Source organism: Ferruginibacter sp. (genome assembly GCF_028288465.1).
Taxonomy (GTDB): Bacteria; Bacteroidota; Bacteroidia; order Chitinophagales; family Chitinophagaceae; genus Ferruginibacter.
Genome location: NZ_JAQBNR010000043.1, coordinates 1 through 16,795 on the forward strand (window position 1 = coordinate 1; position 16,795 = coordinate 16,795).

Below are 16,795 nucleotides of genomic sequence, written 5' to 3' on the forward strand. Positions count from 1 at the left end.
TATCTCTTGTAAGTTCATCTGCATAATTGTATTCTTTCATGACAGTTGTTTTATGGGTAAATTAAAAATATTTTTGGCAATGGCAAGTGCGATTGATTTGAACTTGTACCGGTTGTTTGCAAAGAAGCGATTAATATTTCCTTGTACTATTTTGCCTGCTGTTTTGGCAACAAAGGAACCATTGTTAAGACCAATTTTATTTTTCATTAAATCGGTAGCGGAATAAAATGACTGATCAATCAAATTATCGAAAAGCTGCGGGATATGGGCTGTCCTGTTTTCCAACTTTCTTTTCAATAAAAACACTGGGTCTAGTGACTGCTGAATAGTTTGCAACTGGTGAATAAACACAGCTTTTTCGGCCAGTTCAGCTGCCTTCAGATTTTCGATGTTATTGGCTAATTGCTGTCTGTTAATGATAGACATAGAAAAACATACAGTTCATAAGGAGTTAAAAAAAATGACCTGGTTAAAACAATTCTCCACATCTCAATTAATGAAATCTAATCTAATCGTATAACCAGGCCACCAAATGTACTTTTTTTAAAAAGCTTTTTCAGGGTTGTAATTTTCGCTGCTTTCTACTTCTTTCTTTGCCTTATCCATCATTTGCCTGGCATCGCCTTTTATGTTCTTATATTTTTCAGAAACGGTTTCTCCAAATTTGTTAACACCTTCCTTAACTGAATCAGTCAGGTCATTGCCTTTCTTTGCAATTTTTTTTCTTGTTTCAGATCCCTTATCGGGAGCCATTAATATTCCCAAAATTGCACCTGCTGCGGCACCTGCTAATACACCTGTTAATAATTTTGCTTTTGACATAGTATTTGTTTTTAGAATCGTTTTAAAAAGTTATTCAGTTATAGGGTTTCCAAAATGCTGCCAACTGTTGAAAAGCATTGTTAATACTACCTAAATCAGTGCTATTACGCTTTTTAGCCTGTCTATGGTCGCATCTAATCCAAAGTTCTTTCTCAGGCCTGAGTATCTTTTTCTACAAATGAGGAATATAAAGCACATGGAAAAGGCTGAAACAAACATGTAACCCGCTTACAACACTGTGTTTGCGGGGCAACAGGGTTAAAATTAACGGCACGATTGTAATATAATGCTATGTATAATTCATTTGAAAGACGCAGAATGCAGTAAAAGAATCAATCTTTCCTAATAGTGTTCTCAAGAACCATTTTTTAAACTTTAAACCTGATCAACGCGATGAAAAAAACAACACTTTCAACATTATTGCTGGTAGCCGTAGCAATAACTTTACTACCTGGTTGCCAGGCAATCGGCGACATATTTAAAGCCGGTATGTGGACGGGTATACTGGTAGTAGTTATTGTAGTAGGTTTAATAATTTACCTCATTAGCAGGTTTGGAAGAAAAGAGTAAAGGGTGGTTGAATGTAATACCACCGCAACGGAACAGTTGAAGCCGTAAATGCGGCGCAGCAAATGTTAGGTTAAATAAAAGAAAGCAGGCTCTAGTGCCTGCTTTTTTTATTTGGGTATGTGTTTACAAATACAGCCGGCATGGTAACTCAATGCGCCAAAGTTTCCATAATTCCGTTGATGGTTTCTTTGGAAAATGGTTTGCTGAGAAAATAGTCTACACCCTCTTTAAATGCTTTCTGTTTGTCAGCAACGTTGTCATGTGCTGTAATCATAATTATTTTGGAAAGAGGATGAAAGCGTTTGATATAGCTGATAAAATTTACGCCCATACCATCCGGTAAATGGTTGTCCAAAAAAATTATGTCAGGCTCATTCTTCTCCAGCATATTTGCTGCATCTTTTAATGAATTAACGTATTCGGACTGTAACCGCTTTTTTCGCAACAGGTTGCCCAGCAGATAACAGATATCTTTCTCATCATCTATAATCAGTACATCAATTTGTTTAAGGTTTAGGGTAGTCAAAATAAAATAGTTTTATTATACAAGTGTCAATTATAAAGCCAACTTGCTGTGGGATGAAACGAGTTAATAAAGAAAAATGCTAAAAATGTAGCTCCACAGATCGTTGAAAAATCTCCCCATATACTTTATAGATGTATTACATGTAATGAAAAAAAAAGTGGCAGGATATTTTCAACTGTTAGAATAACTTTCGATAACTACCAATTAAAAAAGTATGAAAAAAAAGATATTAATTATTGATGACGATCTTGATATGTGTGCCTTATTAAGCAGCTTCTTAACTCGAAATAATTATGAAGTGGAAGTATCTTATTCGGCGGTGCAGGGTATAACAAAATTTAAACAATCTAATTTTGATATTGTCATTTCTGATTTCAGGTTGGGTGATAAAGATGGCAAAGATGTATTGCTGGAAATCAGAGCGCACAATCCTAATGCGATTGTACTCATCATTACAGGATACAGCGATATAAAAATTGCAGTAGAAGTGATTAAGTTAGGGGCATACGACTATATAACCAAACCGTTGATACCAGACGAGGTGCTGAGTGTTCTTAAAAATGCAGTCAATAAGTTTAACACAAATGCCGAAAAGCAATTGAATCACCCACTTAAAAATAGTCCCTTAACCGATGATAAGTCTTTTTTAACCGGCCATGCCGATAGTACAAGAGAGTTATACCGCCAGGTAGAAATAGTAGCTACTACAGATTACAGTATAATTCTGTATGGAGAAAGTGGCACCGGTAAAGAAGTGATAGCCAAAAAAATTCATGATTTAAGCCATCGCAAAAACAAGCCCTTTGTAGCAATGGATTGTGGCACCCTCTCAAAAGAGTTGGCAGGAAGTGAATTATTCGGACATGTAAAAGGTGCGTTTACCGGAGCCCAGTCTGATAAGGAGGGGCACTTTGAAATGGCCAATGAAGGGACATTGTTTTTGGATGAAGTAGCCAATTTATCATATGATATTCAGGCTTCGTTGTTAAGGGTGATACAGGAAAGGAAATTCAAAAGAGTGGGAGGCACCAAAGAAATTTCGCTCGATATAAGAATCATTGTAGCTTCCAATGAAAATCTTCAGGATGCTTACCGGAAAGGCAAATTCAGGGAAGACTTGTATCACCGTTTTAATGAATTCTGTATACAATTACCCCCATTGCGCCAACGGAAAGAAGACATCCCGTTGTTTGCCAATTTCTTCCTTAAAAATACATGTGCAGAACTTAATAAGGAAGTAAAGGGATTTGCCAATGATGTAATTGACATGTTTGTAAATTATACCTGGCCAGGCAATCTGCGTGAATGCAGGAATGTAATTCGACGCTCGGTATTACTTTGTAATGAAGAAGTTATCACGGCCAATTTATTGCCCGCGGAAATCATTTTACAATATGCTAATAAAGAATATAAACACGATAACCCCGTGTATACAACTGCGGATAACAATACCAACGGATCTGAAGTGTTAACACCTGTTAAAAAAGATGTCTATCTTAAAGACACTGCGGCCAAAGCAGAATATGAAGCAATTATGAAAGTGCTGAAGGAGGTAAATTTTAACAAGACAAAGGCTGCCATTATTTTAAATGTCGACAGAAAAACCCTGTATAACAAAATAAAAAACTACGAAAATTAAGGTGAAAAATTTCTTTCCGTATTTTAAAAGCTGGTATGAAGTTAGCACCGTACCCATGCAAATAATTTACTAATATTTAAAACATTCGATTATGAGTATCACACCAGGTGAAATGACAACCCTTTCCGCCGTGCTGGAAAAACTGCGTATTAAAAAGCGTGATAACGAGTTTAGAATGACGCCAGAAGGATTCGGCACGGGCAATGGTAAATATTATACTCCAGAACAGCTAAAGATCATTAAAACATATCGGTTCGAGGGAGATTCTGATCCTTCAGATTCTTCTATTATTTACTTAATTGAAGCAGATAATGGATTAATTGGTTATAGCCTGGATGCCTATGGCGCATACAGTGATCATGAAGATGATGGTTATGATGATTTCATCCGCAAGATTCAAATGGAAGAAAGGGATGAGCAAATTATTTTTGAGGATAAGCCGGAAAATTTAGCACCCGTGCATTAATCGCTCAGGGCGTAAAAAAAGTTGATAGCTTTACGACAGCATGCAGAATTTAATTTCTTAAATTATGTATGCTGTTTTTTTAGGTCGTTTGGGTATTGGCGTTTAAACATCGGTTGACTGATTGCCCCATAGATTTTGTCTGACATAAAAATGGATTATTGAAAAAATAAAACATACAGCATGACACTCTCTTTACAGATTGCATGGCTTTTTCTGTTACCTGTGCCCATTGCCTGTATTGCCTGGACAGTAACGCACGAAGAGATATTTAAGGAGCCCCGGGAATTTTGTGTAAAATGCAGCAAGGAGGGATCGTTGCTGAAGAAAAAGTTTTTTTACCTTTTTACGTGTGAGTATTGCTTTAGCCATTATGTAACCGCGGCGATGCTTTTATTAACCAACTTTAAGTTATTACTTCCAGACTGGAGAGGGTATATAATCGCGGGCTTTTCTTTGGTTTGGATTGCCAATATTTACATGAGTTTATATGCCCGTATCCGAATGGACATTAAAAAAGAAAAAATTGATATTGCAGAAAAAGAAGAACAATTAAATAACAGGAAATAAATGTTGAACTTGTTGAGTCAACATTTATTTCCTGCCAGTTAAAATATTAGCCGGATACAACAGTTTCATTGGCCGGTTGTACAATATCTTCCAAACTAAAGAACATATCCGGTTGCTCCTCGCCATTTACGATCAACTTGCTAACCTGTCCTTCATTTACTTTTTGATATTTAATTTCAATTACCAGTAATACATCTTTGTAGGTATAAGTTAGCGTAACTGCCTGCCATGTTTCGGGAAAGCACGGATTGATATAGAATTTATCACCTTCTTTTTTGAAACCGATGAACGACTGTATCATCAGCTGGTACATCCACCCTGCAGAGCCTGTATACCATGTCCAGCCGCCCCGGCCTTTGTGCAGCGGCTCTGCATACACATCGGCAGCAATTACATACGGTTCAGTTTTATACACTTCAATTTTATCGGCCGTATTGCCGCGGTTTACGGGGTTAATCATCTGCAATAATTCCCATGTTCTTTTTTTATCTTCCAACGCGGCAAATGCCATTACAAGCCATATGGCAGCGTGCGTATACTGCCCGCCATTTTCCCGCACGCCCGGTACATAACCTTTTATATAACCCGGGTTCATGGAGGATTTGTCAAACGGTGGAGTAAACAATTGTATCAGCCCGTCTTCCTGCTGCACCAGGTATTTATCAGCAAACTGCATCCCTGATAAAGATTTCTTTTTATCACCACCACCAGACAGTACAGACCAACTTTGCGCAATAGAGTCTATACGGCATTCTTCATTTTCATGCGATCCCAAAGGAGTACCATCATCAAAATAAGCACGCCGGTACCAGTCTCCATCCCAGGCATTGGTATCTATATTCAACTTCAGTTTTTCAGCTTCCTGAGTGCACCTGGTTACAAAATCAGGGTCATTTTTTATAGATGCCAGCTTTTTAAAATTAACCAGGATATCATACAGAAAAAATGCCAGCCATACACTTTCACCTTTTCCATGATTACCTACTTTATCCATACCATCATTCCAGTCGCCGGTACCCATTAGTGGCAGGCCGTGTACGCCAAAAATCAGCCCATGTTCGATAGCTTGTACGCAGTGCTGGTAAAGGGTCGCAGTAATGTCTGATTTAATAGGCAAGTCAAAATAAGATTCTTCCCCTTCATTTAGCAGGCGTCCTTCCAGGTAATTAACAGGTTCATCCAAAATGGCCGTATCGCCTGTTGCGGTAACATACCTGGCAGCAGCATAAGGCAGCCATAAATAATCATCCGAACAGGTAGTACGAACACCACGGCCAACCGGCGGATGCCACCAGTGCTGTACATCTCCTTCTTTAAATTGACGGGATGCACATAGTAATAATTGTGCCCGTAAAATTTCCGGTTTGGCATATATCAGCGATAGGGTATCCTGTAACTGATCGCGGAAACCGAAAGCGCCACCGGATTGATAGAAGCCACTTCTTGCCCATATACGGCAGGCGAGTGTTTGATAATTCAGCCAACCGTTGGCTAAAATATTTACCGCCCTGTCAGGCGTTTCAATTTGTAAAGTGCCCAGGGTGGTTTGCCAGTACTTGTGTACCCGTTCCAGGGCATGGCGGGCAGCGGGAGCGCCTTCAAAATTGCGGATGATATTGGTAGCATCCTCCAGCGATTTACCAGTACCCAGCCTGAAAATAATTTCTCTTTCCTGGTCTTCTGCCAGGTCAAAAACTACTTGTATTGCCGCACATGGATCCAGCGCTGCACCCGTTTTGCCGGACAGCTTTGCCCTGTTTAGTGCATCCGGATTTTGCAGCGTTCCATTGCGGCCGATAAATTCGTACCGGTCAGTAGTGTGCGTTTTATTGATGTCATCTACATCAAAAAAAGCAACTCTGCTTCCAAACTCAGTGTTGTATGCATTCCTGGCTAGTATAGCTCCGCTCTGCGCATCTATTTCAGTAATCGTATGCATCAGGGTTTTTGCACGAAGGTCACCAAGCACCCATTCAACATAACCCGTTGCAGAAATGCGGCGTGCCCGGGTAGAGCCATTGCGTACTTTAATTACTACAAACTTAACGGGTGAATCAACATCCACATATACACACATGTTGCTTTCTATTCCATCCTCGCTGTGTTCGAATATGCTGTAGCCAAAACCATGTCTGGTGATATAGGGTGATTGGCCGCGGACAGGCAGGGGTGACGGCGACCAGAATTTGCCGCTTTCTTCATCCCGCAGGTAAAAGGCTTCGCCCTTTAAATCACCGATGGGATCATTGTTCCAGGGTGTGAGCCTTAATTCATGTGCATTTTCGGTCCAGGTATACGATTGTCCGCTTTCTGATATCACCGTACCAAAATCGGGGTTGGCCAGGATATTTACCCAGGGGGCCGGCGTTGATTTTGACGGTGTTGTTGTGATCACATATTCTTTGCCATCTGCAGAAAACCCTCCGGTACCATTATAAAACTGCAGGTTGGTGGCAGGTTTAACAGCCGTATAAAGAGATGCGTGAAATTTGCTGGGACTAAAATAAGGGATGCTTGTTTTTAATTTATTGCGCCTGTTCATTTGTTCTTCCAGGGTGCCGAGTGTATCCGAAATGACAATATGGGCAACCGTTTGAAAAAGAATCCGGTCTTCATTGGCTATCTGATCTGCCGAACGGATAAAAATGCCACCTGGTTGTTCCCGGGAATCGCCGGCATGCCCCGGCGCAACAAGACTCTGAATATCGTTGTGCAATACTTGCCTGTAACCTCCATGATCCTCATTCCATATCACCAGGTCTACCATCAGCCCTTTTAAGCGCCAGTAGGTATGCGCCTGTACCATTTGTTTTACAAGGCCGATATTAGCAGCGTCTTCAATCTGCAGCAGTACAATCGGAATATCTCCGGAAATAGAGTAACCCCACAAACCCGATTGGCCACGCTGGTTTTTTATGATGATGGAAGGGTCTGTGCGTAAAGAAGGATTTGAGAAAATAACAGAACTGGCCAGTTTACTGAACAATTGTGCATCCGCTTCCGAAGCATTGATCTGTCGTAAAATTACCTGGCTATGCGTCCAAACAAGTTCAAGTACCCTGTTGGTTAAATGCCTGTCCTGGTATTTATCAATCAGTATATCGCACATTTCTTTTGTTTCGGCAACGCCAAAAATCATATCTACAATGGCAGTTTCCTGCGGTTCAATTACAATACGGTACTGGATAGAAATAACAGGGTCCAGCACAGAGCCGCTGCTATTGGATAAGCCAGCTTTTTGCTTTAGTGCTTTAGGTGCATTAATGGTATTGCCCCGGCCGATGAACTGGTCCCGGTCTGTTTCATACGCAATATTTTCAATAGGGGCATCATGCACTTTCATCAGGTGAAACATCCAGGGTGGCTGCTCATCTAAAGACCTGGCTCTTCTTGTACATAGTATGGCATTGCGTGCCTGGTTAATTTCTGTTTGAACAAACAGGTTACTAAATGCAGGATGAGCTTCATCTGCCGCGGCCGATGTCAGCACTACTTCCGCATAACTGGTTATTTCCAGTATTCTTCTTTTGCGGGACCTGTTGGTAATGTGCAACCGGCGAAGTTCAATGTCATCTTCCGGCGATACCACAATTTCTGTGTGCGTTTCCAGGGAGAAATCACGGCGGCGGAATTCTGCCCTTCCCTGTGAAAATACGGCTTCATAATTATCGCCTTCCTGCAGTGAAGGTTGAAAAGAAGAAGACCAGAAAGTATCGCTTTCCAGGTCGCGGATGTAGCAGAAAGTACCCCAGTTATCCGCAGTGCAGTCTTCACGCCAGCGGGTAAGCGCTATGTTTTTCCAGCGGCTATAGCCACCGCCGGCATTGGTTACCATTACATTATAACGGCCATTAGATAACAACTGCACTTCCGGAATGGGCGTGTGCGGTGTATTAATCACCCGCATGGTAGTATCTGCAGATGGGTTGACAGCTGTATCTCCAACGTGTACACTTGGTGAATAGAAGGTAGTAATTCTTGGTATTCTTTCCTGAAGCAACAGCAAGGTAGCTTTTACCTGAACATCGTTTTCAAAACGCCGTTGCATTGGTTTGTCAAATAACACATACGCCAGTGATAAAAAACTCATGCCCTGGTGATGTGCCATAAAAGATTTTACTATAGAATTAGTTTGCCGCCTTAATAACCTGGAAGCAGTATAATCAATGGCTTCATAATAACCATATTGCCCCTCGAAGCCCGCTGCTTTTAATACCTGCAGGTTATCACAGGAGTCCTGGGGAGCTACCATTAAACTCATAATAGTGGAATAGGGCGAAATAACGAGGTCTTCTGCCAGTCCGCGTTTAAAGCCAAGGCCTGGCACGCCGAAAGCCCGGTACTGGTAGTTCAAATGCGCATCCACCATATTGTAACCACTTTCTGAAATTCCCCATGGTACACCTCTTTTTTTACCGTAATCAATTTGTTTTTGTATAACCGCTTTATAGGTTTGATCGAGTAAGGTATTTTCATAAGTAGGCATTACAAGCAGGGGCATCAGGTATTCAAACATTGATCCGCTCCAGGATAAAAGAATTGGGCTGGTACCCAGGTTGGTAAGCTGGCGACCTAAAGAAAACCAGCTTTCCTGCGGTAACTTACCCTGTGCGATGGCTATAAAAGTAGTTAACCTTGCTTCCGAAGCCAGCAGGTCATAGTAGCTGTTGTCTCTCCGGTGTTCATCTACATTGTAGCCGATTGTCAGCAGGTGTTGCGACCTGTCGTACAGGAAATCGTATTCCACAACAGACAGGGTCATGCACTTCATGGCCAGCCTGTCAAGGGTTAATAAAATTTCCTTTGCCCGCCGGCCAGCTTCTGTAACATACTGCCTGAAACTGGTAAGCCATTCATTTTCTTCCGGTGTGTTACCGGTCGTATAGGCTGCAAAAATGGTTTGTAGTAAATGCTGTTCAACTTTAGATAATTCCCTAACGGTAGGGATTGCCGGGAGGTCTTCCAGCAGGTAGCTGAATTTTTCAGGCACTGCCGGTATTAACAGCCAGGGAACAAAAGAATGCAATTCCCTTTTTGCATTTGTTATCTGCGCCATCACTTTCTGTGCCCACTCGTCATCTTCATTGTCTGGCTCAAAATCAAGCTCAATAATAATTTTTGTAAACGCCGTTTCTGTTTGGTCAAGGTAATCTTTGGCATCTGCTATGGAATCACATTTATCTTCATATTCCAGCTCTATTTTTTCATACAGATTTTTTATTGGTTCTGCATTGTCAGTTTTTTCAAGCAGTACTCCCAATGCATCCAATATGCCTTCATATGTGCGGGGCGTAAATATTTTTTTATCTGCCAGCATCATCAGGCCTTGCTGCATGGTAATCAGGTGACCGGTAAGGTTACCACTATCAACAGTAGATATATAGCGGGGGGACAAAGGCCAGAGGCTCTCCGTATCGTACCAGTTATAAAAATGGCCGCGGAACCTTTCCATTTGCTGCATTGTTCCAAGTGTATTGGTAGTGCGGGTTATCACTTCCTCAATACCAATGTAGCCAAAATCGTGGGCGGTTAAGATAGATAGCAAACTAAGCCCGACATTGGTTGGCGACGTGCGGTGGGCAATTCTTTTTACCGGATCTTCCTGGTAGTTATCCGGTGGTAGCCAGTTGTCTTTTTCTGAAACAAAGGTTTCAAAAAAGTTCCAGATTTTTCTGCCCAGAAGGCGTAAAAAAATGGTTTGGTCGGCAGAAACAATTTCTTTTTTCTCTGTTACCTCCCTGCTTATAAACCAGGCTGCAAACGGGCCTGATATCCAGATAAGAACAAAGGGCACTGCAAAAATCAGTGATCCCGGCACATATACCGATAAATAAACAACCAGCGCAACGGCCAGGAAGGGGCCAAACCACATTTTTGCGTAAGCAGATAGCAGGGTTTTTTGATTGTTGAGTGTGCTGTGATAGGGATTCCACTGCAATAAATCTTTATGGCTGATAAACATGCGCCATAAAGTACGCAGGATGGCATCTGTATTTGAAAATGCTTCGTACGGTAAACAAAAAAGCTCAATTACGTATTGGTAAAACTGATCGCTGGCCGAACGGAAGGAAAATATAAAATGCTGCGAAAAAATAACATCGGCAGGTTTTGAAAATAATGACCAGCAAAAACTGATGACAGAAGGCAGTACAACTATAAGTGAAACAGCAACCGTCCAAAACAGGGGAGCAGGCGACAATACCCACCCGTATAAAAGCAGCAGTAGTAATGCCTGTGGCACCAAACTGCGGCGTATGTTGTCAAAAATTTTCCATTTGGAAAGCAGTGACAACGGATTTTTTACGATTTTTTTATTCGGGCCTGGTACAAAGGGCAAAATCCAGTTGGCAATCTGCCAGTCTCCTCTTATCCAGCGGTGCCTGCGCTGCATATCTGTAAAGTAACGTGCCGGGTAATCTTCGTACAATTGAATATCCGTTATGAGCCCGGAGCGGGAATAACAACCTTCCAGCAAATCATGACTCAGGATAGAATTATCAGGCAATACATTGTGCAGTACTTGCTCAAATGCGGCCACATCATAAATGCCTTTGCCGATGAATGATCCTTCCTGAAAAAGATCCTGGTAAACATCTGATATAGCTCTTGTGTAGGGGTCGGTACCGGGTTCGTTGCCGTGTATTTTTGTATAGATTGAACTGTTGCTTTGAGGTAAACTATTACTAACCCTGGGTTGCAAAATAGTGTAGCCGTTAACGACTCTTTTTTTCTTTTGAGAATACACGGCGGTATTCAAAGGATGAGACATGGTTGCGACCATTTTCCAGGCTGCATCCCTTGGCAATTCGGTATCGGTATCGAGTGTAATGATGTATTTTACCTGCCGGTACACCATTTCATCACCAACAATAATTGAAAAGAAATTTTGATCCCTCCCCAATATCAAGGCGTTTAATTCTGATAATTTTCCTCTTTTCCTTTCAAAGCCCATCCAGATTTTGTCCTTTGCATTGTATTTTCTGCTGCGGTGAAAAAGGAAAAATGTATCATTGCCCGGCCGGTCATATTTTCTGTTTAATTCAATGATTTTATTCCGTGCAGTATCTGCCAGCAGCTCATCTTCGGGTAAACTTTCGGTAGCAGCATCTTTAAAATCTGTCAGCAATGCATACTGCAGGTGTTCATCCCGGTTAGCCAGGAAGCGTACTTCCAATCCTTCTATCAAATCACTGATGGCATTCACCGAACTAAGGATGGTGGGTACCACTACCATGCTACGCTGCTGTTGCGGAATGCCCTTCGAAAAATCCATCCGTGGCAATAAATATGGCCTTGCAATCATATTTGCCACCCAGTTAATGATGGCTACTGACAAACGACTTGTGGCCAGCATAATTAAAATCGCTGCAATGGCCAACTGCCATCTTACCAAGCCTTCTTTGTACATGATATACACGAGGTACCAGGAAACAAGCGCCGACATTAATACAATGCCGCCGGCATAAACGAACAGGGGAATTTTATTAAATATTTTTTTGCAATGATCAATGGTGGACGAGCGCATTTTAGCGAGCTGCATCAATTCCGCCCGTCCGTCGCCGGTAAAAAAATAACCGGCATGTATCAGCCTTGGCTCATTGGTTTTTGCTGCATTTTTTTGGGCCAGTTCTATGGCCAATTCTGCAACCTTTTTTTCCGTTAGGTCGCTGTTTTTAGCAATTTTTTCTACCACGTGGCGGTAACTGTCCCGGGTAAAAAAATCCATTTGTTGATATACTCCGTTGATATCCTGCCGCAAAACCTGCTCTACAACGCTGGTGTTTTCAACAAATTCCCGCCAGTCAGTAGTACTTAAAAAGCGAAGGCTGCTGATGCTATTGCTGATGGACACCTGGTCAGCAGCTTGTTTCTGGTTTTCCTGGTGTATTAGTTCATTGCTGCTAAGGCTATCTTCAGACAACCGTTGTTCTATCCAGTTCAGCGGTAAAGAAAGGGCATTGCCTTTTTCCTGCAGGCGCCTGGTTAGTTCTGCCACAAATGCGCTGTCCATCGGAGGCTCACTCCTGGCCATATCGGCAATTACCAGCACCAGGGTTTTAGGGTCATTTTCAGCAGCTTCGATCATATTGTCCGCCCATTTATTAGCCAGGGCTTTGTCAATGATGTCACTTGCTATTTGTATTGAAAGGCGACGCAGATTTTCAATCAGCGCCAGCCGAAGCATAATCGGAATGGCCCATAATTCGCCCAGCTTTAAATAAGTATTGGTTTGATAGGCATTTACAAAACCAACGAGGCTGTTTAAGTCAACATGGCCATCACTGTGGGAAATAATTTCTACAGCTATATCATACACGCGGGGTAAACCCGCCGATTCGCCCTTTAAAAGTTGGGGTAATCCCTTGCTGTATCCTTTGGGTAAATGTTTTTTTCCGGTATAAATTTGTTCTTCGATCAGGTAAAAATTATCCAGCAGCCATTCACCCGCAGGTACTATTCTTGTATTTGTTTTAATCGCTTCAGTTAAAGCGGCGTGCACTTCCAGCAAAATATTTTCGTTCTCCGCCAGTCGTTTTAATAATTGTTCGGATGGGTGGCTTGTAATTAGCTGGTGTTTTTTGGAAAGTGCGCTGGCATGCTGTTCCAGTTGCTGTTCAGTAAACAATTCCGACCTGAGGGGGGGGCGCTCATTTGCATATTTATCGTACCGGCCGTCTCCAAAAATGGGTTCTATTATATTTTTTCTCAATGCGGCGATAGCCTGGGGCAACATTTCAAAGAGATCAGTTGTCGGATTTTTTCTTTGATTACTCATCTTTATAAACAGGGATTTTATTTTACATATACCTGCCAGGGAACACAGGTGTTTCAAGTTGTAAAATACCGGCTGCTAATATCATGCCTCGTAATTGCGATAAAATCAGCACATAATTTGTTTCATCAAATAAATGCAGGCCGGGTTGAATTTAATATTTTAGTTAAATGCAACCTGCATTGCGATATTTGCTTTTTTTATTAGTAAATGTCCGCAGTACTTTTATTTTTTACATTCTATAGAAAATGCCGGAATTAAACAATTCAGCATCTGTCCAAACAGAGCACCCTTTTCTTTCCGGTAACGGTGAAATGGCCAATTTAATCCGGTTGAAAGACTGGAAGGATACGCCATTGGGTGATCCGGCGTATTGGCCACAAAGTCTACGTACTACACTTGGTATAGTTTTAAACTCAAAATTTCCAATGTTTTTATTTTGGGGATCAGAGCTCACCTGCTTTTACAATGATGCCTACCGTCTTTTTTTAGGTGTTGATGGTAAACATCCCGGTATACTTGGAATGGATGCCGCAACAGCCTGGAGTGAAATATGGACTATTATAAAACCCCTGATTGATGAAGTATTGCAAACCGGCTCTGTGGTTTGGCGGGAAGACCAGCTGATACCCATTTTTCGTAACGGCCATATGGAGGATGTTTACTGGACATTCAGTTACAGTCCGGTAACGGATGAAACAGGAAAGCCGGGCGGGGTACTGGTTATGTGTACCGAAACTACCCAAAAAATAAAAGGTATTCAACCAGGGCTATTGGATAAAAGACTGGTAGATAAAGAAAAGCAGGCTCAACTGGATTTTGTTAACCTGTTTAATGAAAGCGAAAAGAAATTCCGCAATACTGTTATGCAGGCGCCGGTAGCCATTGCGGTTTTTCGCGGTCCTTTATTTATTATTGAAACGGCTAATTCGCTGTATCTGCAGGTGGTAGGCAAGGCAGAAAATGAACTGATAGGGAAGCCGTTATTTGAAGTATTACCAGAGGTAAGACAAGCGGTAAGTTCACTGATGACGGATGTTTTAACCACCGGTATATCAGCGAGCCTCCTGGAATACTCAGTTCCCATCAATAGGTTAGGGGGAATAGATGACGCTTATTTTAACGCCATTTTTGAACCACTTAAAGAACCAGATGGTACCATATCAGGCATTATTGTAGTGGCTACAGAAGTAACATCGCTGGTTACAGCAAAATATAAACTGCGTGAAAGCGAGCAGCACTTTAGGAAGCTGGTCATGCAATCGCCCATTGCAGTGTCAATTTTTCGTGGTCCGGATTTTATTATTGAGATTGCCAATACAGCTATGTACGAAAACTTCTGGCGCAAAAAAGAAGAAGACGTAGTAGGCAAACGACTACTGGATGTTTTTCCTGAACTGAAAGATCAGAAATTTCCAGCTTTGCTTAGGAGTGTTTTTGAGAATGGAATCACCCATAGGGAAAATGAGGCCGCGGCCTGGCTAAACTGGAACGAAGGAACAAAAAAGTTTTACCTGGACTATGAATATGCGCCGTTGTTCGAGTCGGACAACACCGTATCGGGTGTAATGGTTACTCTAAACGATGTAACTGAAAAGGTAGAAACCCGGAAAAAGCTGGAAGAGGAAGAAGATCGGCTGCGGCTGGCTACAGATGGTACAAAGCTTGCTACCTGGGACCTTAACCTGCAAACAGGGGAAATTGTGCATTCCCCCAGGCTTGCCGAAATATTTGGGCACCCGGCATCTACGATATTATTACACAGCCAAATGCGCAGCCAGCTTCATCCAGATGATTTGTATACTGTAGTACAACCAGCTTTTGATGAGGCAATAAAAACCAGCATCTACAATTACGAAGCCCGGATAATTTGGCCCGACAAAACTGTTCACTGGATAAGAACCAAAGGGAAGGTATTTTATACAGAAGATGGAAAGCCGCAGCGAATGATTGGCACGCTGTTAAATTTTACGGAAGAAAAAGCGAACCAGGAAGAAGTAGCAAGACTGGCTGCTGTGGTGCAATCTTCTGCAGACGCCATTATTAGTAAAAAACTGGATGGCACGATCACGAGTTGGAATCAAGCCGCTGAAAAAATGTTTGGTTACAATGCCGCTGAAATGATTGGCCAGTCACTCAATACAATCATACCCCCGGATTACCTGGATGAAGAAGCAGAGATATTAAAAAAAATCGGGCAGGGATTAGGAGTGTACTCGCTTGAAACGAGGCGGATAAAAAAAGATAACACGCCGATTGATATTTCTTTAACCATTTCTCCTATAAGAGATCCGCATGGCAATATTATCGGCGCCTCAAAAATTGCCCGGGATATCACTAAACAAAAGCAAATTGAAACAAAAATTGTAGCCAGTGAAGAAAGGTTTCGCCTGTTGGCCAATTCCATGGCACAGCTCATCTGGACGGGGGATACTGAAGGAAACCTGAATTATTTTAACCAGGCGGTGTACGAATTTTCAGGAATGATTTTTGAAGAATTGCAAACCGACGGCTGGTTGCAAATGATCCATCCCGACGACCGGGCTGAAAATATCCGGAGATGGCAGCACTCAATCGCTACCGGAGAAGATTTTATTTTTGAACACCGGTTTAAAAAATACGACGGCACGTTTAGGTGGCAGTTAAGCCGGGCGCTTCCGCAAAAAGACAGCAATGGTAACATACAGATATGGGTAGGTACCAGTACTGATATTCATGAGATAAAAGAAAGTGAACGCCAAAAAGATTTTTTTATCAGCATGGCCAGTCACGAACTGAAAACTCCCATTACATCTATTAAGGGATATGTACAGATTTTAATGAGCATGTACAAGGACAAAAATGATGAGTTTCTAAATAATTCATTGAAAACAGTCAATAAGCAAATTTTAACCCTAACCACGCTGATTGTAGATTTGCTGGATTTATCAAAGATTAAATCCGGAACCCTGCAGTTGAATATGGAGCACTTTTGTTTAAATGAGCTTATCGCCGAAATTGTAAAAGAGATACAGGTTATTGAACCAGGTTGCGTAATTCATTTCAGTCCGGAAAAAAATACGGGCGTTTATGCCGACAGGGGCCGCATTGGCCAGGTGTTGATTAACTTTTTAACTAATGCCACCAAATATTCACCCACTTGTAAAGACATAAGGGTAAGTACAAAAATAACAGCCACTGAATTAAGGGTTTCTGTTGCAGATTCAGGCATCGGCATCAGCAAAACAGACCAACAAAAAATATTTCAACGCTTTTACCGGGTAGCAGGAAAGGACGAGAAAACGTTTCCGGGATTTGGAATTGGATTGTTTATTGCTGCTGAGATTATTCAACGCCACCAGGGGGAAATTGGCGTCGAGAGTGAGCCCGGTAAAGGGTCCGTTTTTTATTTTTCGCTTCCTTTGACTCTAAATAATAAAACCATTAATTAAC

At 41.7% G+C, this 16,795-nt stretch carries 9 protein-coding genes; 5 read left to right on the forward strand and 4 right to left on the reverse strand.

From position 1 onward, the window contains the following. Positions 1-36: 36 nt before the first annotated feature. The gene (locus JWR61_RS16360) at positions 37-426 is read right to left on the reverse strand and encodes a hypothetical protein (RefSeq protein WP_301928826.1); all 390 of its coding nucleotides are present in this window, start codon (positions 424-426) and stop codon (positions 37-39) included. 117 nt (positions 427-543) lie between these two features. Beyond that, positions 544-822 (reverse strand): YtxH domain-containing protein, encoded by a 279-nt coding sequence (locus JWR61_RS16365; RefSeq protein WP_290335561.1) that lies wholly within the window; start codon positions 820-822, stop codon positions 544-546. Positions 823-1,215: 393 nt separating this feature from the next. Here JWR61_RS16365 and JWR61_RS16370 point away from each other — a divergent pair, with 393 nt between their 5' ends. Continuing rightward, the gene (locus tag JWR61_RS16370; protein WP_290335562.1) at positions 1,216-1,392 is read left to right on the forward strand and encodes a hypothetical protein; all 177 of its coding nucleotides are present in this window, start codon (positions 1,216-1,218) and stop codon (positions 1,390-1,392) included. 148 nt (positions 1,393-1,540) lie between these two features. On the opposite strand, the gene JWR61_RS16375 is transcribed toward JWR61_RS16370, so the two are convergent. Beyond that, entirely contained in the window at positions 1,541-1,918 is a 378-nt protein-coding gene (locus tag JWR61_RS16375; RefSeq protein ID WP_301928827.1) for a response regulator, read from the reverse strand. Between the two features lie 214 nt (positions 1,919-2,132). Here JWR61_RS16375 and JWR61_RS16380 point away from each other — a divergent pair, with 214 nt between their 5' ends. The 3 genes from JWR61_RS16380 (at position 2,133) to JWR61_RS16390 (ending at position 4,590) form a co-directional block, all read left to right on the forward strand. Then, entirely contained in the window at positions 2,133-3,557 is a 1,425-nt protein-coding gene (locus JWR61_RS16380; protein ID WP_301928828.1) for a sigma-54 dependent transcriptional regulator, read from the forward strand. Positions 3,558-3,648: 91 nt separating this feature from the next. After that, entirely contained in the window at positions 3,649-4,023 is a 375-nt protein-coding gene (locus tag JWR61_RS16385; RefSeq protein ID WP_301928829.1) for a hypothetical protein, read from the forward strand. Positions 4,024-4,203: 180 nt separating this feature from the next. Further along, complete coding sequence (locus JWR61_RS16390) at positions 4,204-4,590, forward strand: hypothetical protein (protein ID WP_301928830.1); 387 nt, start codon at positions 4,204-4,206, stop codon at positions 4,588-4,590. 46 nt (positions 4,591-4,636) lie between these two features. Here JWR61_RS16390 and JWR61_RS16395 read toward each other — a convergent pair whose 3' ends face one another. Beyond that, positions 4,637-13,366 (reverse strand): glucoamylase family protein, encoded by an 8,730-nt coding sequence (locus JWR61_RS16395; RefSeq protein WP_301928831.1) that lies wholly within the window; start codon positions 13,364-13,366, stop codon positions 4,637-4,639. Positions 13,367-13,611: 245 nt separating this feature from the next. On the opposite strand from JWR61_RS16395, the gene JWR61_RS16400 reads away from it, so the two are divergent. Further along, positions 13,612-16,794, forward strand: coding sequence for a PAS domain S-box protein (locus JWR61_RS16400; protein WP_301928832.1), 3,183 nt, complete (start codon positions 13,612-13,614; stop codon positions 16,792-16,794). Position 16,795: the final 1 nt, after the last annotated feature.